Origin of the sequence: Eisenbergiella tayi (assembly GCF_001881565.1) — a bacterium.
GTDB classification, from domain to species: domain Bacteria; phylum Bacillota; class Clostridia; order Lachnospirales; family Lachnospiraceae; genus Eisenbergiella; species Eisenbergiella tayi.
Window position 1 is genome coordinate 568,271 of the sequence record NZ_MPDJ01000001.1, and the last position, 23,268, is coordinate 591,538.

At 48.8% G+C, this 23,268-nt stretch carries 17 protein-coding genes; 4 read left to right on the top strand and 13 right to left on the bottom strand.

The genetic code is table 11. From position 1 onward, the window contains the following. Positions 1–276 precede the first annotated feature (276 nt). Positions 277–888, bottom strand: a complete 612-nt coding sequence (locus BLA28_RS02355; RefSeq protein ID WP_069151958.1) for a DedA family protein — start codon at positions 886–888, stop codon at positions 277–279. Positions 889–1,012: 124 nt separating this feature from the next. After that, positions 1,013–1,930: a LysR family transcriptional regulator gene (locus tag BLA28_RS02360; RefSeq protein WP_069155869.1), complete on the bottom strand. Its 918-nt coding sequence runs from the start codon at positions 1,928–1,930 to the stop codon at positions 1,013–1,015. 210 nt (positions 1,931–2,140) lie between these two features. Here BLA28_RS02360 and BLA28_RS02365 point away from each other — a divergent pair, with 210 nt between their 5' ends. Both BLA28_RS02365 and BLA28_RS02370 read left to right on the top strand, forming a co-directional pair. Beyond that, complete coding sequence (locus tag BLA28_RS02365; protein WP_044964585.1) at positions 2,141–3,286, top strand: YkvI family membrane protein; 1,146 nt, start codon at positions 2,141–2,143, stop codon at positions 3,284–3,286. A gap of 27 nt (positions 3,287–3,313) precedes the next feature. Beyond that, positions 3,314–4,159 (top strand): aminotransferase class IV, encoded by an 846-nt coding sequence (locus tag BLA28_RS02370; protein ID WP_069151957.1) that lies wholly within the window; start codon positions 3,314–3,316, stop codon positions 4,157–4,159. A gap of 145 nt (positions 4,160–4,304) precedes the next feature. Here BLA28_RS02370 and BLA28_RS02375 read toward each other — a convergent pair whose 3' ends face one another. From BLA28_RS02375 to BLA28_RS02395, 5 genes are all read right to left on the bottom strand, one after another. Next, entirely contained in the window at positions 4,305–5,930 is a 1,626-nt protein-coding gene (locus tag BLA28_RS02375; protein ID WP_069156575.1) for a glycoside hydrolase family 43 protein, read from the bottom strand. An 83-nt stretch (positions 5,931–6,013) separates the two neighbouring features. Then, positions 6,014–7,528 (bottom strand): GH39 family glycosyl hydrolase, encoded by a 1,515-nt coding sequence (locus BLA28_RS02380; protein WP_069155870.1) that lies wholly within the window; start codon positions 7,526–7,528, stop codon positions 6,014–6,016. Positions 7,529–7,576: 48 nt separating this feature from the next. Beyond that, positions 7,577–8,458 (bottom strand): carbohydrate ABC transporter permease, encoded by an 882-nt coding sequence (locus BLA28_RS02385; protein ID WP_044973236.1) that lies wholly within the window; start codon positions 8,456–8,458, stop codon positions 7,577–7,579. 13 nt (positions 8,459–8,471) lie between these two features. Beyond that, positions 8,472–9,377 carry an ABC transporter permease gene (locus BLA28_RS02390; protein ID WP_044973234.1) on the bottom strand — a complete coding sequence of 302 codons (906 nt, stop codon included), beginning with the start codon at positions 9,375–9,377 and terminating at the stop codon, positions 8,472–8,474. 128 nt (positions 9,378–9,505) lie between these two features. Next, entirely contained in the window at positions 9,506–11,152 is a 1,647-nt protein-coding gene (locus BLA28_RS02395; RefSeq protein WP_069155871.1) for a type 2 periplasmic-binding domain-containing protein, read from the bottom strand. 209 nt (positions 11,153–11,361) lie between these two features. Here BLA28_RS02395 and BLA28_RS02400 point away from each other — a divergent pair, with 209 nt between their 5' ends. Then, positions 11,362–13,992, top strand: coding sequence for a beta-glucosidase (locus BLA28_RS02400; protein ID WP_069155872.1), 2,631 nt, complete (start codon positions 11,362–11,364; stop codon positions 13,990–13,992). Continuing rightward, positions 13,989–15,560, top strand: a complete 1,572-nt coding sequence (locus BLA28_RS02405; RefSeq protein ID WP_071698873.1) for a DUF5597 domain-containing protein — start codon at positions 13,989–13,991, stop codon at positions 15,558–15,560. Before BLA28_RS02400 ends, BLA28_RS02405 begins: the two co-directional genes overlap by 4 nt. A gap of 473 nt (positions 15,561–16,033) precedes the next feature. Here BLA28_RS02405 and BLA28_RS02410 read toward each other — a convergent pair whose 3' ends face one another. The 6 genes from BLA28_RS02410 to BLA28_RS02435 form a co-directional block, all read right to left on the bottom strand. Then, positions 16,034–16,570 (bottom strand): DUF2284 domain-containing protein, encoded by a 537-nt coding sequence (locus tag BLA28_RS02410; protein WP_069155876.1) that lies wholly within the window; start codon positions 16,568–16,570, stop codon positions 16,034–16,036. 57 nt (positions 16,571–16,627) lie between these two features. After that, entirely contained in the window at positions 16,628–18,211 is a 1,584-nt protein-coding gene (locus BLA28_RS02415) for a response regulator transcription factor (protein WP_069155877.1), read from the bottom strand. After that, positions 18,189–19,961, bottom strand: a complete 1,773-nt coding sequence (locus tag BLA28_RS02420) for a sensor histidine kinase (RefSeq protein ID WP_069155878.1) — start codon at positions 19,959–19,961, stop codon at positions 18,189–18,191. Before BLA28_RS02420 ends, BLA28_RS02415 begins: the two co-directional genes overlap by 23 nt. A 170-nt stretch (positions 19,962–20,131) precedes the next feature. Beyond that, on the bottom strand, positions 20,132–21,301 hold the full coding sequence (locus tag BLA28_RS02425; protein ID WP_071698874.1) for a sialidase family protein: 1,170 nt from the start codon (positions 21,299–21,301) through the stop codon (positions 20,132–20,134). A 34-nt stretch (positions 21,302–21,335) separates the two neighbouring features. After that, positions 21,336–22,211: a carbohydrate ABC transporter permease gene (locus BLA28_RS02430; RefSeq protein ID WP_044970333.1), complete on the bottom strand. Its 876-nt coding sequence runs from the start codon at positions 22,209–22,211 to the stop codon at positions 21,336–21,338. A 16-nt stretch (positions 22,212–22,227) separates the two neighbouring features. Next, positions 22,228–23,199, bottom strand: a complete 972-nt coding sequence (locus BLA28_RS02435; RefSeq protein WP_050018810.1) for an ABC transporter permease — start codon at positions 23,197–23,199, stop codon at positions 22,228–22,230. Positions 23,200–23,268: the final 69 nt, after the last annotated feature.

Sequence of the window (23,268 nt, forward strand, 5' to 3'; positions counted from 1 at the left end):
TTATCCTCTTAGAGGAATAATAAATGAACCAGAAAAGGAAGAAGAAATATAACAATATCTATTCAGAACATAGTATCCCTTCTTCTTAAATTTGTCCTTGACAAGGGGTACACTTTAGACAGAGTCAACCGCCTGAACCGTCTTCTGGCTGAACAAAACCGGACGGATGACATTATAAAAGCAGCAGGAGATGAGAAATATCAGGAAAAACTGTTCAAAGAATTTCATTTATAAAGGTTAAGGAATCGAAAAAGGCAGGGCATACCCCTGCCTTTTTCATGCCTTTTTTTTCCGTTTCCACATACTCAGCCCCAAAGTCACCGCGAATGTCCCAATCCCGATCCAGGCCAGTGCGGAATAAGTATCCAGATATTCCGTAATTATGTTCCACGATTCTCCTGCCACCGCCCCCAGCGTTACCAGTACGGTATCCCAGATAAGGCTGCCCGCCACCGTAAACAGGGTAAACACCGGCAGCTTCATCCTGGCCATACCCGCGGGAATGGAAATAAGGCTTCGTATAATAGGAATGCATCTTCCGAAAAATACCGCTTTTCTTCCCTGTCCGTTAAACCATTGAAGCGTATTGGCGATTTCATCCTTTTTAAACCCCAGCCTCCTGCACAGCCTGCTGTCCAGTAATTTTTCAAACCTCTGCGGACTTAACAGTGCCCCCAGTCCGTACAGCAGGAAGGCCCCTGCCACCGATGCCGCAGTGGAAACAAGTATCACGCCAATGACCGTCATTTCTGTACAGGTTGTCAAAAAACCTCCGAAGGTGAGGATCAGTTCCGATGGAATGGGCGGGAACACGGTCTCCACCACGATTAAAAGCCCGATTCCCAGATATCCGAACTGATTCATGATATCAATAACAATATTCTGCATATCCTGTCTCTGTTATCTGTGTTTATTATCCAGTTTATGTCTCTGTTTTCCATAACAGTACCAAATATGCCGCTTCCTGCTTTCTTTCCTTCCGAAGCCATGGAACCCCGCATGTTTCTGCACCCTATTCGGTCACATTCATTACCTTCACCCACTGCAGCAGTTTCTCAATAGCCGGATTATGATTTTCCATTAACCAGCTCACTTCAAAGTCCAGTGTTTCCTCTTCCTTTTCCCCTTCTTCCTTCAGCATGGGGATAACCACCAGATTACGGGTATTTCTGTAATATCTGACGGCATATTCCGGCAGTATGGCGATGCCAAGCCCTGCGGAAACCATGAGAAGAAGGGTCTGTACCTCCTTTTCCCTGCTGACAATATTGGGAACGTAGCCGCCCCTGTTATAACACAGGATCACCTCCTCCGCCTCATCATTAGGCCGTCCCTTGGGCTGCATGATAATAAATTCTTCTCCCGCCAGTTCCCGATAGCTCAGATGCTTTCTTGCCGCCAGCGGATGACCCGGATACAGAACGGCCATCAGCGGATAGGCCTTCAGGAAGTGATGGCTCAGTTCCTGAAATTTACACACGTTGGGAGAAAGGTTGAATGCCACGTCACATTCCCCATCCTCCAGCAGGCCATATAATGCATTCATATTTTCCCGGATCAGACGTATGGAAATATTCGGATAGGCTTCATGGAAATTCCGGAGCGTTTCGGAAAACAGACTCTGCTCGTATCCCCTGATAAAGCCGATGGAAATGGAGCCGGAAATTCCCTCCGCCGCCGATCGGGCCAGCTTTACGGCCTCCTCCGCCCGGGCCAGTATTACCCTCGCTTCATTCATGAATACCCTGCCCGCAGGCGTCAGCTCCACATGATGCTTGTCCCTGATAAAAAGAGCGGCCCCGATTCCTTCTTCCAAAGCCCGGATCTGCTGCGTCATAGCCGTCTGGGATATAAAACATTTTTTTGCCGCCTTCGTAAAATTCAAGGTTTCTGCCACGGACACAAAATATTCCAGCTGTTTCAGGTTCATCCCTTTCCCTCCATTTCCATAAAAACCCGTTTTGTGATCTCCTCGAACTCTGTAATAAGTTTTTCTTATTGTAATATGCAATCTTCCTATTTGCAACTGCCTATTTTTTATTCTATAATTCTATTTATTAATTACACAGCTTTGCAGGCAGCAATCCATTCCAACCCTGCGATGCCTGGGTGAATTACTGAAGAAAGCGGGTGCTTACCATTGAAAAGTCTGAAAAAATTTTACGAGGGCGGTTATGCCAAATATATTCTGCCCGGCGTGCTGCTGCAGTCCGTTCTGATAGGAGGGGGATATGCCACAGGACGCGAAATCTATTCCTATGGAGCCAAATTCGGGGCAATGGGCTGGATATCCGGTCTTACCATCGGTATCGGTTTTGCTCTGTTCGCCTTCCTTACCTTTGAAATCTGCCGCATTTACAAGGTATATGATTATAAAAATTACATCAAACAGGTAATCGGCCCCTTATGGCCGGTGATGGATGTTCTCACCGTCTTAATTGCGATCATGCTCATTGCGGTTATGGCAGCGGCCACCGGAAGTATTTTCGAACAGGTCGGGCTTCCTAATTTCCTGGGAGCGGTTGTCATCGTCCTTCTATGCGGGCTTCTGAATTTCAAAGGCTCCAAGGTCATTGAAAAATTCGAGTCCGTGGGAACCATTCTTCTGTACGGAGGCTATATCCTTTTTACCATCATTGTCCTGATAAGCAAGGGCAGCAATATTCCCCAGGTATTCGCCGCTGCGGACACCAGCGCTTACGACGGCAAGGTTACCCTTGGCCTGTGCATCTGGACAGGAATCCTGTATGTGGCGTATAATATTAATTCAATCCCCATGGGGATGTTCTCCCTTACCAGACAGACGAAACGGAAGGAAACCTTCTTTTCCGGCCTGATTGCAGGGCTTTTGATGGTTATCCCCTGGTTTCTCTCTTATTTTGCCATGATGTGTTTCTATGGGGATACCTCCATTGTCGGGGCTGATGTAGCCACTCCCTGGATGGAAATGATCAAGGCGGTTAACGGCGGCCCGGTCCTTCTGGCCCTGTTCAGCATCGTCATGGGCTGGACCCTGGTGGAAACGGCTACAGGCTGTATCCATATGATCATCGACCGTTTTGATATCGCCCTGGAGGAAAGGGGAAATGCCAGACTGACCGATAAAAACAGAGGGCTTATCACGGTGATCACCTTGCTTGCGGCGCTGCTTCTTTCCCGTATCGGCGTTGTGACACTGATTGAAAAAGGATATTCCTATCTTTCCTATGGATTTATCCTGTTCTATCTGCTGCCCACCTTATTTATCGGCGGCTATAAAATTATCCGGTATAAAAATAAAAAATAGAGGATTACATATAAGGAGAAGGTTAGTATGAAATATGTAGGTTATTACAATGGAGAAATCGGGCCTCTGGAGGAAATGAAAATCCCCATGCTGGATCGGGCCGTATATTTCGGAGACGGCTGCTACGATGCCACTACCTTTGCCCACAATCATATTTTTGCGGTTAAGGATCATGTGGACCGTTTTTACAACAGCTGCAGGATGCTGGAAATTCCTTTTGATATGCCTCGTGAAACCCTGGTAAATGAATTACAGAAATGCATCGACGCCAATGAAATCGATCACGGCATGCTTTACTGGCAGTGTTCCCGCGGTACGGCGCTGCGGGCCCATAATTTCCCGCCTGCGGATGTTACTCCCAACCTGATGATTTTTACCGTTCCCTGCGAACTGGTTCCCATGGACAGTACCTTTAAGCTGATATCCATGGAGGACACCCGGTTCCTCCACTGCAACATCAAGACCCTGAACCTGATTCCCAGCGTAATCGCTTATCAGCGCTGCACGGAAGCAGGCTGCCAGGAAACAGTCTTCCACAGAGGGGAAAGGGTTACGGAATGTGCCCACAGCAACGTCCTTATGATAAAAGACGGCGTTCTGTGTACGCCTCCCAGAGATAACCTGATTCTGCCCGGTATTACCCTGAAGCACCTGCTGGAGCTTGCAGAGACAAACGGCATTCCCACCAGAGAAGCGGTATTTACCATGGATGAACTGAGGGCGGCGGATGAAGTGATAATCAGCAGTTCCGGCGGCCTCTGTATTGCCGCGGATGAACTGGACGGGAATCCGATAGGCGGAAAAGATCCGGTTACATTGAAAAAGCTGCAGGATGCTTATACGGCATTTTATGAAAAGGACACGAACTATTAAGCCGGAATTGCTGTGGATATTACGCATTCACATTCCAAAAAACTGTCTGTAAACGAACGAAAACTGAAATTCCCGGTACGCCGATGCATACAGCAGCGGCGGCCGGGAATTTTTTATTTTTTCATAATCCTGCGTAAAGCACTTTTTAACTTTCCGGCCGGTACATAAAGGAATCAAAGCAGGCAAAGTTCGTTCCTTCCACTCCATTCCCGCTTGCAAACATCCCTACATAGGCCCCTACAAAACCTCCGGCTGTTTCCGAACCAAGGAAACCTCCGTCCAGTTCCGATGCCAGTACATGTCTGGTGCCATCCTCTTCCACCGCCGTAAACGTATTCTTCTGTCCTTCCGCCTTCAGTTCCAGAATTACCGTATCCGAATTCCATTCCCTTTCCCCGCAGATTTCTTTCTGATAGGGCATATCCACATTATGATAGGTGACTTCCGCTTCCTGGGTCAGATATCCTTTAACCACCCGCAGTATCCGTTTCCCCTTTTCACAGGTCATTTCCGCCTTCAGGGAATGGTAGTTATTCTGCAGCAATATCAGCCCCGCCGTCTGTCTTTCTTCCGGTTCAAACCGCATTCTGGCAACCGCCGTATAGCTCATATGCTGCTGCCTGCGTCCGACAAAACCGGAACAGTTTACGTTGGGAAGCATACCGGAGCGTATTTTTTCCATGACTTCCGGGCTTGTCGGTTCCATGGGCCTCGCCGTAGTTCTGATTTTCAGACAGCTGTCCTCCAGCCGGAAGTCCCCTTCCGCGGGAGTTCCCAGACAGTTCCAGCAGAAAGCGAGCTCTTTTTCGTCAAAATCATCAGTTTCCGGTATTTCTTCCACCGGCGCTTCCGGCAAATTCGGGGCTGGGTAAGCCCAATCCAGTTTTCCGGTTCCCGGACACACCACAGGCCATCCGTTTTCCCAGACCATGGGGGCTATAAAGGTTTCCCTTCCCATATTTTTGTGATAGCCGCCGTACGGCCGGGAAGCCAGCATGACCATATACCAGCTGCCGTCCTTCAGCTCCACAATATCCGCATGTCCCGTATTGGCAATAGGGGCTCCCATTCCCAGATGTCTGTGGGTCATGATCGGGTTTCCGTCATAACCCTCGTAGTCCCCCATCACTTCCCTGCTTCTGGCTATGGTCACCGCATGGAAATGCTCGGTACCCCCTTCGGCTATCATCAGATAATACCAGCCATCTTTCTTATACAGATGAGGCGCTTCCGGACACCATGCCAGCACCTGGGAACCGCCCCAGATTTTTTTCTTTTCTCCCACAAGCCTGAAATCCGTCAGGTCTATCCGGCTGATCCATATCTTATTATGGCGCATGTCCTCTCCGGAACTGGTACCGGTATAATAGGCGGTCCCGTCCTCATCCCAGAACAGGGAAGGATCGATCCCCTCAGCCCCTTCAATCCAGTGCGGTTCCGACCAGGGCCCCGCCGGATCCTGAGCGGTAACAATAAAATTCCCGCCGTGATCCACATTGGTGGTGATCATATAAAAAAGTCCGTCATGATACCGGATCGTAGGGGCGAAAATACCTCCCGATATCCAGTCCGCCCCCAAAGGAAGCTGGGTCGGCCGATCCAGCACATGCCCGATCTGCTCCCAATGTGCCAAATCGCGGCTGTGAAAAACCGGAACTCCGGGATAAAAGGAAAAGGATGAGGTCACCATATAAAAATCATCCTCCACCCGCACAATCGACGGATCCGGGTAAAATCCCGGCAGCAGCGGGTTCTTAATTTCATAGCTCATAATACAATCCTCCCTGTCTCTGCCATACTGGCGCCGCACATACCGGCTTCCTCTGCTGCCTGTATGTGCGGACTCTATTTTCATTATAAATACATGGTAATCAGCGCCGCTCCCATGGGGGGAAGGGTTAAGGTTATTGTACCATCATTTATTTCCATTGTCTCTTCTTTCGTATAAGACGCCGCTTCCAGCAGCGCCAGCTGTGCCCGGTCAGGATAATCCGGTTCCCCCATCCCCTGCCAGCATGCCAAAGCATTTCCATGGGCTTCATCCAGCCGTTCGACGGCAGCTGTTACAGGGGCTGCCCCGGTAAGGCGGATTTGAATCTCCTCTTCCCTTATTTCATGAAGCAGGGAATGATGGTTCACCGCCAGGAACTGGACTGCCTGACATGCATTTTTTCTTATTCCATATACATCGACGGTTCCCTGGGCCCCGGCTCTGACATACCTTTCATCCCCCAGTTTATTCAGCAGCTGGAAAGCGCGGTAGGACGCCTTGGGTATCCCCTGCAGATTCAGCAGGCCGAAACCGCCGTGGAAAGGTTTGTAAGGCATTCCTCCTTCTTCAAAAATATCGGAAAAGGTCCAGTAAGAATATCCTTCCGCCAGATCCACGGAATCCATAATCGTTTTCAGGATAAAAGAGGAACCAAAAGGGCCGTCGGAAGCAATTCCCGCCCCGCTGTTCCATTCCGTATAATAAACAGGAAGACCGCCGGCCTCTTTCACGGCCTTTTGGGTCATTTGCGTCAGGACGCCCCTGTCCACCTTTTCCCACAGCCTCTCATGCTGCTCTTTTCTGCGTTCCAGAAAATCCTCCACACTTTCCCCTTCCTCAGGCGTCATGAAATTCTGGCTGTCCTCCACTCCATACCCCAAAACCACATCCGTGGGATAATGATGGGTGGAAACAAAATCCACAGGCGTTCCCGTCTTTTTACAATACTCCAGGAACTCCGGGATCCAGGAATTATTCGAAGTGGCAGGCCCTCCCACCTTCAGCCGTTCATCCACCGCCTTCAGCGCCCGTGCGGTATGGGAATACAGGTTAAAATATTCCTCCATCGTATCCGCCCAGAAACCAAAAGGAGAATCCGGGCCGCCCAGATTGGGTTCATTCCAAACTTCAAAAAACCACTGCCGCACTTCTCCCAGCCCATACCGCTCTGTCAGATGCTCCGCAAACAGACGGATCAGCCAGTCCCATCTTTCATAGCTTGCCGGCCGGGAAGTATTCCCTTTATAGTGAAAAATTGTAGTCTCCTTACTTTTAAGAGCCTCCGGCATAAAACCGATCTCCACAAAAGGCTTCATATTTATGGACAGCAGGAAATCAAACACAGAATCCACATTGGTAAACGAAACCACCCACTCATCCTTGGCCCCCATCATGGGACGGGTGAGCACACTCATATCATCATCAAAAAGCCCATGGAACCGTACATACCGAAAGCCCAGCTCCCTCTGGCATTTCTCCAGCTGTTCCCTGTAATCCTGCCGCAAAGCAGTCGTGCCGTGACAGCTTCCCACACACATATTCCAATACGGTTTTAAAGGCTTTACCTCATCCTTATAATCCCAGACAAATTGCTTCATCAGATAATCCCTCCCTGTTTTTCCCTTGATTTTTATAGTATTGCTTTATTACCCTTTCACGGAACCGATCATGACTCCCTTGACAAAGTACTTCTGTACAAACGGATAAATACACAAAATAGGCAGCGTGGCAATTACCGTGGTACAATATTTGATTAAGTCCTTATAGATAGCCATGTTATTTTCCAGATCGCTTCGGTTCATCTGGGAAGAATCGTTCTGTATCAGAATATCCCTCAGGATGAGCTGAAGCGGGTACAAAGAGCGGTCCTGAAGAAAAATAGATGCATTGAACCAGGAGTTCCACTGTCCTACCGCATAGAACAGAACCACAACCGCAATGGTTGCTTTGGAAAGAGGCACTACGATCTTCATCATAATGGTCATATTCCCGGCGCCGTCGATTCTGGCTGCTTCTTCCAGAGAATCCGGGATTTCCGCCATGGAGGTACGCATGATAATGATATTGAATACATTCACACAGCCCGGTATAATCAGCGCCCATCTGGTATCCAGCATTCCCAGGTTACGCACCACCATATAGAAAGGGATCATGCCCCCGTTGAACATCATGGTAAACGCCAGGAAAAACATCATCTGGTTTTTCAGCAGCAGCTGTTTTCTGGATAATACGTAGCCGCTAGTTATGGTGAGCACCGTCCCCAGAAGGGTGGCAAATATTACATAAATGATGGTATTTACATAACCTGTATAGATATTGGGATTCTGAAATACCAGGACATAGCCGTTCAGGGTGAAGCCCAGAGGCCTGAAAATAAAACCGATATGGGCGCTTAAGGGCCCCGGTTCACTGAAGGATGCAAACACTGTATGGAGCATGGGCGCCAGGCAGAGGAATCCTATCAGGGTGAGTATGACATAATTAATTACGGTAAAGATTTTATATCCCACAGTTTTGGATCGAATCATTCCTCTTTCCTCCTTAGAACAGACTTGTATCTGAAACCTTGGCGCTGATCTTGTTTACCGTCATCAGAAGGATGAAGGATATCACAGAATTAAACAGACCCACCGCAGCTGAATAGCCATAGTTAAACTCCTGCAGACCTTTTCTGTATACAAAGGAATTAATAACGTCCGCAGTTTCATAGGTGCTGGGACCATAGAGCAGGATGATTTTTTCATATCCCACATTCAGCAATTGTCCGCAGCGAAGAATCAAAAGAATAATGATGGTGCTGGAAATACCGGGAAGCGTTACATGCAGCGTCTGCTTCCAGCGGTTGGCTCCGTCGATTACGGCAGCCTCGTAAAGCTCCTGATCCACACTGGCCAGGGCCGCGATATATATGATGGAATTATAGCCCAGGCTCTGCCATACATTGCTTCCCACAAATATGGCCCGGAAAAACTGGGGCTGGGCAATCAGGCTTGCCGGTTCATTCTGGGTAATCATGGACCACAGCTGGGTAATCGCGCCATTCTGGGAACAGAACTGGTTTACCAGGGAGCAGACCACTACCATGGATACGAAGTAAGGCATATAGCTGATGGTCTGAATACTTTTCTTAAAAAATTTCCCTCTCACCTCATTCAAAAGCAAAGCGAAAATAATGGGAAGAGGAAATCCAACCAGCAGATCCAGAAAGCTGATCAAAAAAGTGTTTTTTAACAATCTCCAGAAATAATAGCTTTGGAAAAAATCCTGGAAATGCTTGAAACCGACAAAAGGGCTTCTGAAAAATCCCAGCTGAGGCTTGTAGTTCTGAAAAGCCATCAGCAGCCCCACCATGGGGCCGTAGGAAAAAATAACAAAAAAGATAACTGTAGGCAGGAATATCAGGTACAGAGAATAATTCCTCTTAAGGTCTTTTTTTAACGCATTCATAACCTTCTCCTTATTTACTTGAAATAGGGGAAAGGACGCCGCCCCGTAGAGCGGCGCCCTTCTTCCCTTTTGCCATCACGGTGTTCCTGCTGCGTTTTCTTTACCGCTGCAGCCGGAAAATGAGCCGGTTAACGGGCAAAGTATCTGTCCAATGCTGCCTGCTGATATTCGGTTGCCTGCTCGATGCCCATGGACTGAATCTGGGAAACATAATTATCCCATTCTTTATCCACATCCATAGCCCCTGTAATGAATTTAACCGTACATTCCTGTACATAGGTGGTAATATCGCCCATGATTGCGGAATAATTGGTGCCTTCATCGGAGGTCATGGAAATAGGAGGCATGACATAGGAGCCGTCTGTTGATGCGTCCCAAACATCATAGCATACCAGGTTCTTTTCATCGTTGCCGTACAGAGAGTTTTTCCAGTCATAAATGCCTGTCAGCGCAACTCCCAGATAATCATAGCCGGATTTGGTGCCGTCCGCCTTAGCCTTGCGGACCTCATCATTCAGCTGAGGTTCACCGTCGATATATTCAAAGGTTTCTCCTTCAATACCATAATTCTTCAGAAGGGATCCTTCCTCAGAATAGAAATAATCAATCCATTTTGCCGCAAGCACGGGATCCTTACAGCTGGTGGTAATACCAAGGGCGTCAGAACAGATTTCATACTGCTGCCATCCCAGATGGGCAACCTCGCCTTCACTCTTTACGGGATAAGGTACCGGCACCCATTCCTGTCCATATTTTGCTTCAAAAATACTGGGGAAGGTCCATACACCGAACAAATGCACACCGGTCTGGTCATTGGCCATGGTGGACTGATCCTGGGTATCTCTGGTCATGAATTCCGGATCAATCAATCCTTCCGCGTACCATTGGTTCATCAGCTTCATGAAGTCCTTATAATCATCCAGTATCGGCGCATAGGTTGCTTTTCCGTCCTTATTGATGAAATCATCCGTTACGCCGTAACCTGCATTCAGATCCTCCAGCATATTATAAAATTCCTTGGCACCGGTAAGCATAGGAACCGTGGCACCCTTCTGCTCTTTAAATGCCTTCAGCATTTCATACCAGTCGTCATAGGTTACCGGTGTATCCAGGCCGCAGTCCTCCAGCCAGTCCTTACGTACCAGCGGGCCTCCCCAGTCCCATTCCTTCTCCACATTAAGCATCCAGGCCACCGCATAACGTCCGGTATCTGTCTTACACTGCAGCCCTGTTTCTTCGTTTCTCTTCATGGCAGCCACATAATTGGGCATATACTGCAGATAGTCCGTCAGATCCAGGAAAATCCCGTCATCAATGAGCGCATCCATACCGCCTGTATATTTGGCACTGTTGGAGTTATACCACATAATATCAGGAAGGTTGCCGCTTGCCACCAGAAGGTTGAACTGTTCCTGTGTGGCAGTTGTGGCAGGATGGGAATATTCAATATGTACTCCTGTACGTTTTTCCGCTTCCTGTGCCGCAGGTGTCTCTGCATAGGTCGTTATATTATTGGCAGTCGTGGCATCAATGGCCATCCAGGCTTTCAAGGTTACCGGCTCCTCGGTAAGCGGCAGCTGTACCTCCCCCGCCGCAGCCGCGGTGCCTTCCTCCGCTGCCTGTCCGTCCCCATTCTCTGAACCTGCCTCTGTACCTGCCGTTGTGCCCGTCTGTGCGGATTCCGCAGGAGCTGTTGCCGCAGAACCTCCGCAGGCCGTCAGTGTCCCTGCCGCCAGAGTCAGTGCCATAAGCATTGCAAGACTTTTCCTTTTCATATAATCCTCTCCTTTAATCAGTTTATCGTTGTTTCCTGAAGTATTTTCAGTGTAGCATTATTTTACGTCTGCGTCTTTCACAAACACGACCAATCCTTTTACCTATCGCGACATTTTTAGTATCTTTGTATATTTTCAGGATTCTTTATGATAAAATCATATAAACATGTATGAAATATTTTTTTCATTATATAAAGAAGGAGTACAAAATGTCCAATTTATACAAAACAAAGCAGAGCTTCTGCCCACCGGATCCGGGAAAACGTTCCAGGGAAAATCTGAGGGCGGCGGCAAAGCAGCTGGCGGCGGAATCCATTGTCCTTCTCGCCAACAACCATCATTTTCTTCCTGTGAAAACCGGAAGTACAGCCGCCTTTTTCGGCCGTTCCCAGCTGGATACCCTGATCGGAGGAGCCGGCTCCGGCGCTTCCCGGAATGCGGAACAGCCCGCCAACATCCTGGATGAGTGCCGGAAAGCCGGAATCACACCGGTTCCCGAACTTGTCTCCTATTATCAGCAGCAGCTGGCGGCCCAGGTCGTGGAGGATCCCTTTGCCCGGCTGGCGGAAGCAGGAGTCGATCTGATAAACAGCGGTATTATTTATGAAATATTCGGCAAATATGAGCCTCCCAGGGAAGAATTTCCTGTGCCGGCAGAACTTGTGGATGCAGCAGCCTCCCGGACGGACACGGCTTTCCTGATCCTGGGCCGCTCTTCAGGCGGTGAAGAATGCGATAGGCATGTGCCGGATGATTACTATCTTACCCCGCAGGAAACGGCTCTTTGCCGCCAGGTCTGCACGTCCTTTTCCCATGTGGTCCTGATACTGAATACCAACGGTATCTTGGACACAGGCTGGATTAAGGACTATCCTTCCATCGATTCCGTATTATTCATAGGCCTTCCCGGGGAACAGGGCGCCGCCGCACTGGCGGATATCCTTGTGGGAAAGCACACCCCTTCCGGAAAACTGTGCTCCACCTTTGCCTGCTCCTATGAAGCTTACCCCAGCGCCGGACATTTCAGCTGGGACAAGGAGCATCCTGAAACCCTGAAGGAATACCGCGATTACGGCCTGGACGCGGAAGCTAACGGAAGCTCCGGTTTTGCAAAAAGCCCGGTCACTGTGTACCTGGAAAATATTTACATGGGATACCGGTATTTTGATTCCTTCGGAAAAGATGTGGTCTATCCTTTTGGACATGGGCTTTCTTATGCTGCGTTTTCCATAACCGATACCACACTGCATAAGGAAGAGGAAAACCTTGTAGTACGGACGGCTGTTAAAAACCTTTCCTCCTGCTATGCAGGAAAAGAGGTGGTACAGATATATGTTTCCGCACCCTGGGGCCGGCTGGAAAAACCGTACCAGGAGCTGAAAGCCTGGGAAAAGACAAAGCTTCTGGCTCCTGGCGAGTCACAGCAGCTCACCCTCACGATACCGCTGGACCAGCTTTCTTCCTATGATGAAGAAAGCGCCTCTTATCTGCTGGAAGCCGGAACCTACTATATACGCGTGGGCAATTCCTCCCGGAACACCCACATTGCAGGCTCCCTCCTTGTGCCTTCCCCGGTCATCTGCGCACAATATTCTAACTGCCTGGGCCTGAAGCCCTGCAACCGAAACAAGCTGGCTTTTCTGTCCGCACAAAATATCTCTCCCATCACCTATCCCGGAGAGGAACAGGAAAAACAAGTCCCTCCGTCCTTTCTCATAACCCAGGAGGATATCACCGTCCGCCATCCCCAAAAACAGACGGTACCTGCCCAGGCGGAGCCAAAGCCTTCCCGGTTATCCGATGTGGCTGCAGGCAGAGTGGACATGGATGCTTTTCTTGCCCAGATGAGCACAAAAGAGCTGGCCGTCCTTGCAAACGGCTACGGCCCCGGGCTTCCCTTCGGCGGCTTCGGTTCCCAGGCGGCGCCCACCATTTTCTACGAAAACAAGGAACCTGTCGCCGTCTGTACCCATCCCACCGGCAGCATGGGCTATGTATCACCGGCCCTCCCCAAATACGGGATCCCTTCTATCTTTTATAAGGACGGTCCCGCCAGCGTCGGCCAAACAGCCTGGCCCACCGGTATGCTGCTGGCCTGCAGCTTTGATCCGAAGGTGCTCATGGATTTCGGAAGTGCCTGCGGCTACGAAGCCTTCACCCAGAACGTTGACAGCTGGCTCGCCCCGGCGCTGAACCTGCACCGCAGTCCCATCGGCGGCAGGAACTTCGAATACTTTTCTGAAGATCCGGTACTGGCAGGCGTCTGCGGCGTATCTGTCTGCAGGGGCGCAGAAGAAAACAATCCGGTTACCGCCTGCCCCAAGCATTTTGCCGTCAACGAGCAGGAAACCTACCGCAGAGGCAGCGCCCGTTTTTCTTATGATGCAGTGGATTCTGTCCTCACCGAACGTGCCGCAAGGGAGCTGTACCTGAAACCCTTTGAAATGGCTGTTAAAGGAAGCCACGTCCATACTTTTATGTCCTCTTTCAACAAAATCAACGGAACCTTTGCCGGCGGCAGCTATGATCTGTGTACCCGTATCCTGCGGGAAGAATGGGGTTACGAAGGCATTGTTGTTACCGACTGGGGCGACATGGACATTGTAGTGGACGGTGCCGATGCCGCAGCGGCAGGAAACGATATCGTCATGCCGGGAGGCCCTCCCGTAATCGCCCAGGTATTAAAGGGCTATGATGAGGGACGCGTAAACAGACAGCAGCTCCTTCAGGCCGCTGCCCACCTGATGAGCACCATCTGCAAAACAAAATCCTTTACCGATTATGTCAATCATCCCAATTACGAAACATCACCCAAAAAAGAGGAGGTCACACAAAAATGATACCTAGAATCGCACCAAACCAATACGGAGTACCCACCCTATATGTAAACGATCAGCCTTTCCTGATCCTGGGAGGCGAGCTCCATAATTCCAGCAGTTCCTCCGCCGGCTACATGGAGAAAAATGTATGGCCCGCCCTGCGTCCCCTTGCCCTGAATACCGTCATCGCCCCGGTCTGCTGGGAGACGCTGGAACCGGAAAAAGGCTCCTTTGACTTCAGTCTCACAGACAGCCTTCTCTTCCAGGCCAGACAGGAAGGGAAGAAGCTGATACTCCTGTGGTTCGGTATCTGGAAGAATGGCGAAACCATGTATGCCCCCTCCTGGGTAAAACAGGATCCGATAACCTACTTCCGTGCATGCTACAGCCCCGACAACCCCTCCGATACCGTATCCCCTCTCTGCACCGCCGCCATAGAAGCCGACGCCTGCGCATTCGCCCGCCTCATGTCCCACCTTCGGGAAACAGACGGCGAAGAAAATACCGTGATCATGGTACAGGTGGAAAATGAAATCGGCTTTCTCGGCGCACAAAGGGACTACAGCAAGGAAGCGCAGAAAGCCTACCTCGCCCCCGTCCCCCCTGCCATGAAAGAATACGCAGGCATCCCTGCAGACAATACCGACTCCTGGTATCCCCTGTTCGGTGAAGATGCCCCCGAGCTTTTCATGACCTACCACTACTGCCTTGCCATCCAGCACATCGCCTCCGCCGGGAAAGCCGAATATCCCCTCCCCTTCAACGTAAACGCCTGGCTCGAACAGTTCCCCGAAATCCCCGGCTCCTATCCCTGCGGCGGCCCCATCGCCAAATACATGGATCTGTGGAAAAAACTGGTGCCCTCCATCGACATGCTTTCTCCTGATATTTACCTCTCAGATTTCAAAGGAGTCTGCGATGCCTACACCGCCGGAGACAACCCGCTCTTCATCCCCGAAGCCAGAAGAGACCCCGTTACAGCCTCCAACGTCTTCTATGCCTTCGGCCAATACAACGCACTGGGCTTTTCTCCCTTCGGCATAGAAGACATGTTCCCTGTACCCTCTCCGTCCGGCTCCGCCCCTGAGGAAGCTCCCGCCCCCGCCCCTGCCGTAATGGCCGCCCTGAACATCGACCTTTCCGCCTTTTCCAACACCGGAACAGCCCCCTACCTGCAGAGAAGCTACGAAATCCTCTCCGGCATGACCGGCCTCCTTGCCGAACACCGCGGCTCAGGCAAACTCCATGCCTTCATACGAAAAAATGAACATGACAAAGGAATCATCATTCCTCTGCCCGAAACCGACATAAAACTCACTTACACAGGAAACCGCCCCGGCCTTCCCGGTACCGCCGGCTTCCTCCTGGAAAACGGCCCCCTGGGCTTCTACATCACAGGCTGCAATTTCCAAATCGAAGTCCTCCCCAAAAAAGGCAGTGAAAAAAAAGTGAGCCTCATCCGCCTGGAAGAAGGAACCTTCTCCGAAGACAAATTCCACCCCGGCCGCATCCTCAACGGCGACGAACGCATGCAAGCCGCCATAGGCCCCATGGCCTCCGTCCTCCGTTTCCAGGTCTGCCTGTATTAAACAAATATAATAGCCGGAAGCCCCTTTCCCGTGGCTTCCGGCTAACCTCACCCTGCCCTGCCCGGCCATAGCCCACGCGGAATGCGCTCCGGATAACCTCCCCTGCCGCTGCATGTGCTGCCCTCCCGGACACGATCCTGCCTTTCGGATGCCGGTATGTCATGTTAGTTCCAGGTTCATTTGAAAAAAAGGTGATATTTCTTACTGTTTTGCATTTACCGGACGTGGTCCGCCCTTAGCGGCGCTGTAAGCGACTAAAGTCACTACGACGACCAGTGGGAGGAGTTCAGCCGCGTTGACCACGGCTGGTAAATGCAAAATAGTTAGAAATATCCCTTTTTTGAGATTGAACCTGAAACTAACATGACATACCGGCATCCGAAAGGCAGGATCGTGTCCGGGAGGGCAGCACATGCAGCGGCAGGGGAGGTTATCCGGAGCGCATTCCGCGTGGGCTATGGCCGGGCCCTCACTTAAAAGAACACATTGCCGAAGTACGTTACCGTATTGGCCCCGTTAATGTAATGGATCCCCGCCTCCGCCGCCTCTTCATTGACAAAAATCCCATAGCTTTCCACCGAAGGGCACATACGATCCGGAAACCGGCAGGGAGCATCCGGATAGGTACATGTCTGACAGTTTCCGCAGCCTTCCGAAGTCAATACCAACGTTTCGGCAAAGTTCTCTTCAAATATTTTACGCACTCTGGCACATACCTCTTCGTGAGCCGCCTTCCCTTCCTGCATCCCATCCAGATCCAGGGAATCCTCCAGCGGATGCCATGTGGTAAAAATATACACCTGGGTAAAAGCCATACATTTTTCCCGGCATTCCTCCACACTGCCCACCCCGGGAGGACAGGCCCATGTCTTCCCATAGCTTCCGCAGTAATTGACCTCACAGAGATGACGGACCTCATCGGAAAACTTTATTTTTTCCACCGGGATCACCGCCTGCTCATGGACACCTGCTTCTTTACACAGTTCAAAAATAGTATCCAGACTTTCCATTCCTTGCTCCCTCCTGTCCTCTGCCGGACATTTGACTGACACCAAAATTAATTGTTATTATAAATCGCTTTCTTTGTACTTCTGCCGGTAACTGGCCGGAGAATCACCGGTTATCTTTTTAAAATACCTGGAAAAGTAGGAAAAATTCTCATATCCCACCCAATAACCCACCTCTCCCACGGAGAGATCCGTCATCACCAGAAGCTCCTTGGCAGTCTCCATCTTCTTTTCCACAATATATTCCGCCAGGGAAACCCCGGTTTCCTTCTTAAACAGACGGTTTAAATAATCCCGGTTCAAATGCACGGCATCCTCAAGCATCTTTCTTGTAATTTCTTTATTAATATTATTATCGATGAATTCCTTCAGCTGATCCACCACAGAACGTTCTTCCTGCACCTCATCCCGCAGCAGCATCCACCTCAGGAAATCGTCGGCATTTTCCCGTGAGGCAAAGGCAGCCTGGAAGCGGTCGGAATATTCCTTTTCATCCATACGCCGTACATCGAGCCCCTGTTCCGCCCTCTCCCTCTCATTTTTGACTATAAGGGCATGAAGCCCTGCCAAAAGAGACTGAAGGACAGGCCGTGTCATTTCCATATCCCCTGCCATTCTGTCCACATACTTTTCCACCTGGGAAAGCAGCTCCTCCTGCCTCCCTTTCCGGATAAGGACCTCCCAAGCCTGGTAATTAGGCCCTTTCGGCCCTTCGTTTCCCAATCTTCCTTCACACAGACAGAAGCTGTCCTTCCAGATAATATCCTGCTGCATCTGCCTCAGCTTTTCAAACTGCAGGGGAAGCTCCTCCGGCTCCACAAAACCCGCCATATAAATCTGGATATCCGTATCGAATTCATTATGCATCCACCGGATCAACTGCCTGCATTCTTCCCGGATCCTGTCTTTTCCGACCTCCCCTTCCAGCAGAAACACGGCATAATTAATATCCGTCCCCACATTTGTCTGGCATATCCTGTTTTTTCCTGCAATATTCAGGGATTCCCCTATGACATTACGCATGGCGAAGTCATAAATATCCTTTTCCCAGCCATCCATAGCCTTTCCAATCCGCGCAACACTGACAGAAAGCAGCAAAACCCGCTCCCCATCCTTCAGTTCAACACCTTGAGCGGCGAAATTCTCCCGTATTTTTTCCCTGTCCGCACCGAATTTTCCCCGAAGCAGTTCCGTAAGGAAAACACTTTTCATAACACCCTGGTATTGTTTTAGCGTACTTTCATGGACAGCATCATTTTTCAGGCGCAGCTTATGCTCCATATTATTCCTGGCCTTTATCAGGGCTTCACGGATTTCCTCTTCCTGAACCGGCTTCACCAGATAATCGGAACTTCCGAGGGACAGCGCTTCTCTGGCAAATGCAAAGCTCTCATGACAGGTCTGGAAAATACATTCAATATCTATTTTTTCCTCCCGCAGCCAGCGCAGCAGCGACAGCCCGCTTCCCAAGGGCATTTCAATATCCGTCACCACTACGTCGATCACTTCTTCCTCCAGGATTTTCTTCGCTTCCGCCGCGCTGGATGCCGTAAAAACCTGATCCACCAGATCTTTCTGGACCTCCGTTACCATCCGAAGCCCGTCCAGTGCCAGTTTTTCATCATCCACCAGTAAAACCTTCATCCTTTACCGCCTCTTCCCGTTGTTCTTCCGGCAGCCATATTTCCACTGCGGCGCCGCCTTCTGTCCCGTTTTCAAATTTTATTTCCGCATCTCCATGATACAGGATCGCAAGTCTCTGTACAACATTTGCCACGCCATAATGTTCTTCCCCCCGCCGATCCAGCAGGGTGTCCCCGCTGTTCAGGACAGGAAGCACATCTTCTGCATATCCGGGGCCGCTGTCCCGGATGCGGAAATAATATCCCTGTTTTTCCCCTTCCCTGCTTTTCTCAATCTGAAGAGTGATATGTACTCCTTCCGCTTCATCCACCAGACCATACTTCACCGAATTTTCCACAAAAGTATACAGCATCATCGGCGGAATCAGGCAATCCTCCAATTCCTCCTCCCCTTCTCTCGTAAACAGTATCGGATAGGTATAACGGATCCTCTGTATTTCTATAAAATTTTCTATATGCTTCAGCTCCTCCTCCACCTCTATTTTTTCATTTCTGGCCTTCAGGATATACCTGCTGTGCTTCATCAGATGGGCAACCAGCTCCTTGATTTTATCCGTCTGCCTGGTCAATGCCAGTGTATACAGGATATTCAGGGCATTCAGGAAAAAATGGGGATTGATCTGCAGAAGCAGAAACTTCAGCTCCGAATTCTGCCGGTTCAGCTGCTCCTCATATACATCGATTTTTAATTTTTCGATTTCCGATACCATGCGGTTGAACTGATAATTCAGGCAGCGGAATTCCTGGTAATAAGCCTCCTCTTCCACTTTTACGTGCAGATTTCCGTTTTCCACTTCTTCCATGGCTTTTACCAGCTTGTCTACCGGATGCACAAGAGTCTTCCTGTTAAACCAGCTCCAGCCTACCACATAAGCCACCGCCAGCATCATAAACATGGCCAGAAGAAGCTGCAGTGCCCCTATATTTTTCTGGAGAAAAGATTTATAACGCAGTCCAATCAGACTGAGCCCCGTCCGGTCGGAAGCACTGCCGATTACAGTCACTGCCTCTCTGGGATCATTATAGATCAATTCCTGCCCGAAGTCTTTAATCTGCTGTTCTGCGCTCGCCGAAAGCTTTTCATCACTTATGGCCTTTCTGTTTTCATCCGTAAAGAAAAGAAGGGAGAAGGGATTGTTTTCCCCCTTTTCAATCACCTTTAAAAAGGGATCTCCATCCATATACACCGTCAGGTAATATCCGAGTGTGTGCATAGTCCTGACAAAATAAACCTTATCACCGATTTTCCTGGCAACCCATTCATTGGAAAAAGACTCTTCTCCGGATATGATGCTCTGGTTATAATCTCTTACATCCTCCAGGAGCGAATATTCGAAGCTTCGGAAGGAAACCATCCTTTGTCCGGCGCTGTTATACAGGAAGCTGGCCTGGATCCAGCTGTTTGCCGAAAAACTGTTCTTCATTTCTTTATCCAGGATGGTATACAGATACTCCCTGTTAGCCGTATTTCTTTTAATTTCCACCAATTCGCTTCTTCGGCTTGTCAGATAGCTGGCCATCTGGTTTTCCGCAGTCAGAATCTGTTCGTCAATTTTATCAATCGTCATGGACAAAATTTTCAGATTGGCGTCATTGGCCTGCTTTTCAATCGTACGGTTGGCATACAGACTGATGATGCCAAGCCCCGCAATGATCAGAGATACCACCAGCATTTTTATCCCCAGGCTTTTTCCCAGGGAAATATTACCCAGAATCCGCTTTACCCGTGTTTCCCATTTTTCTTTTTTCATCCTGTCACCCGCCCTGTGAATACGCTGTCTCTTTTCTTTATCATAACAGATCCGGACGGAACTTAGGAGACTATTTTCCCATTCGCACAAAAAAACACGGTTTCCGGGTTGCGTCCGATAATTTATTGGACTTATCCTGAAAACAGTGTTTTTTGTGTTTACGAATCCGTTTATTTATCTTTTTCTTCTGTGGGGTTAAGACAGCCGTTTACGCTTGTATCTTTACCCATTATCCATTCTTCCTTAAACGCTGCGTACTTGATACATCTCCGATCTCCATAGCTGTAAGCCACATGTATCCATCCATCGGAAGACTGCATTATTACCGGATATTCATATCTTCGGTTGCTTATATCATTTCCGCTTCCGATAAAGCCTTCTCCCTGCTCCACCAGCCTGGCTGCCGGCCAGGTTCTTCCATTATCGAAAGAAACGGCAACCGCTACCGGACATCTCTGGCGCGGCCATACGGTTATGTCAGGGTTATCATTCGCACATACCGGATTATAGGCCACAGCCAATGCACCTGACTGTAAACGTATGGCAGAAATACTGGAATTGTTATTCGGCAATTCCGTTCTGACAGGCACACTCCAGCTTTCTCCCCAATCATCGGAATGAGAAATATAGATATTGTCGGCTGAACGGCTTCGGAACAAGGCAAGCAGTCTGCCGGGTTCCGTTTCAATAATATTGGCGTGGACTCTTCCTCTGCTGCCCGGTATTTCCACACTTCTCCAGCTGATGCCATTATCATCCGATATCTGTACTATGGTAATATCACTGCCGTTATGAGTATCATCATTAAAACAAATCCAGTTCCCGAATACCCATCTTCCGTTGCTCAAAATCTGTATCTTCTGTCTGCAGAAAGAGCCTTCCCTGGAAAACATGACTTCCGTCTTTCCCCATGTTTCTCCATTATCTTTAGATATTTTCCTTCTTATTTCTGCGGTATACTGAAGATTGAATTTCGAATCCGGCCTGGCCGCACGAGATATCTGCGCGGTATACATCAGCCAGATTTCTCCTTCCGGCGTCAGGAAAAGCGATGGGTTCTGTTCCGATCTTTCAGCATCGTCCGATACCTTGACAGGAATGCTCCACTGACTCTCTCCGGCTTTGAGACGTGAAACAACGATGCTGATATCCGCATTTCCCTCATTGGAACCGGCAAACCAGCAGCACAGAAGATCTCCCCCCGGCAGCTCCAGCAGATCCGCTGCATGACAGCTCTCATAAGGGTTGGGAATCAGGCTCTCAATCGTATCACGAAGCTTATTGTCATATAATTTTCCATCTTCTTTCATTGTCTCCAAGGTTACATAAGTTCTCGCCATAAATTTTTCCTTTCCCGGCTTACAGCCCTCTTTCCTATCCTTTTACGGATCCTATCAAAATACCTGATTTAAAGTATTTCTGTACAAACGGATATACACATACGATAGGCAGCATGGCAATAACAACCGCAGCCGCTTTCATATTATACTGATTTATTGATACTCCGTTCCTGATTACCGTCTGCATCATTTCCCCGGCCCCGTCGGATGAAATTACCACATCTTTAAGAATCTGCTGTATTACCTTCAGACCTGTTGCTTTCAGATATATCTGGGGAACAAGATACTGATTCCATATATTAACTGCGTAAAAGGTTCCGATTGTTGCCACAATGGGTTTGGAAATAGGCAGATACACATTCCACAGGATCCGGAACTGATTGGCCCCGTCAACAGTAGCCGCTTCCTCCAGTTCATATGGCAGCCCTTCCAGATAGGTTTTGCAGATGATCAGGTACTGGGTATTTATCGCACCGGGCACAATCATCACCAGCGGATTATCAATAAACCCGAACTGGCTGTATACAATATAGGTAGGTATAATTCCCGCTTCAAACACCCAGGTCATTGTAAAAATCCCCATAAGGAGATAACGAGATTTAATCTGCGGCCTGGACAGTGCGTAGGCCGTAATGTATGTTGTCAGCACCCCTGCCAGTGTCCCTCCGGCCGTATACATAAAGGAATTCCTCATTCCCACGGCTATATCCAGCTTCGGATTGGAAAGCACATATTTAAAAACCTCTAAGTTTAACCCTTTCGGCAGAAAAGTCACCTGACCCGCTGCTAAAAACCTGCCGTCGCTCACAGCCACAAATATTTCATACAGGAAAGGATAGATACAGATGAATCCAATAATACACAGGATAAAGTCATTAATGATTTCAAAGAGATCAATTTTCTTTTTCATCTTTGCTCCTCCTTTCTCAGAACAGTCTGGTTTCCGAATATTTGGAAGCCAGCTTATTTGCAGCGATTACCAGAACAAAGGCTATAATTGATTTCAGCATGTTAACGGCTGTACCATAGCTGTAATTGGGGAATCCTGTTGCCTGGAATGCGATCCGGTATACATAAGTCTGGATCACATCCGCAGTCTCATAAACGCTTGGATTATACATTAACAGTATCCGATCCAGATCAACGGAAAAAATGTTGCCTATACTGATAATCAGCATTACTATAATAGAACTGGAAATGGAAGGCAGTGTTATGAAAAACATTTTCTGCCACCTGTTGGCACCGTCCATATCTGCCGCTTCATATTGTTCCGTATCTATGGCCATCATAGCCGCTATATATATAACCGTAGAATAACCAAAAGTCTGCCATATCTGAAGTATAATATACAAAGGCCTGAACCACTGCGGTTCTGCCATAAAAAATATGGCCTCCCCTCCGAAAAATTCAATGATTTTATTTACCAGGCCATAGGATGGGGATACAAGAGTATAAAGAATACTGACCATAATCGCCGATGATATGAAGTACGGAAGGAAGCTGAGCGACTGTACCGCATGCCGTATTTTCTTTATCCTCACTTCATTTAAAAACAGAGAAAAAATAATGGGGAAAGGAAATACGACTACAATAGATAAAATCGCAAGTACAACCGTATTCTTTATCAGTTTCAGCATATATGGATCCTGGAATATCTTTATAAACTGTTTCAAGCCGACCCATTCGCTGCCCAGAATTCCTTTGAATGCGCTGAAGTCCTGAAACGCGATCACCATTGCTCCTACCGGCCCGACCTTAAAACAGATCAAGATAAAAATGCCGGGTAACAGCATAAGATATAAAAGATAGTTTCTTTTTAAATCCTTTTTTATCCGTTCTTTCATCGGTATTTTATGTACCGGGATATCAGGTACCCGCTTTTTTATCTTACCGGCCATACATACACCTCTTTCTTTATTATTCAGACCGGAACAGAATCTCTTCCGGTCTGATTTTATATTGCTTCA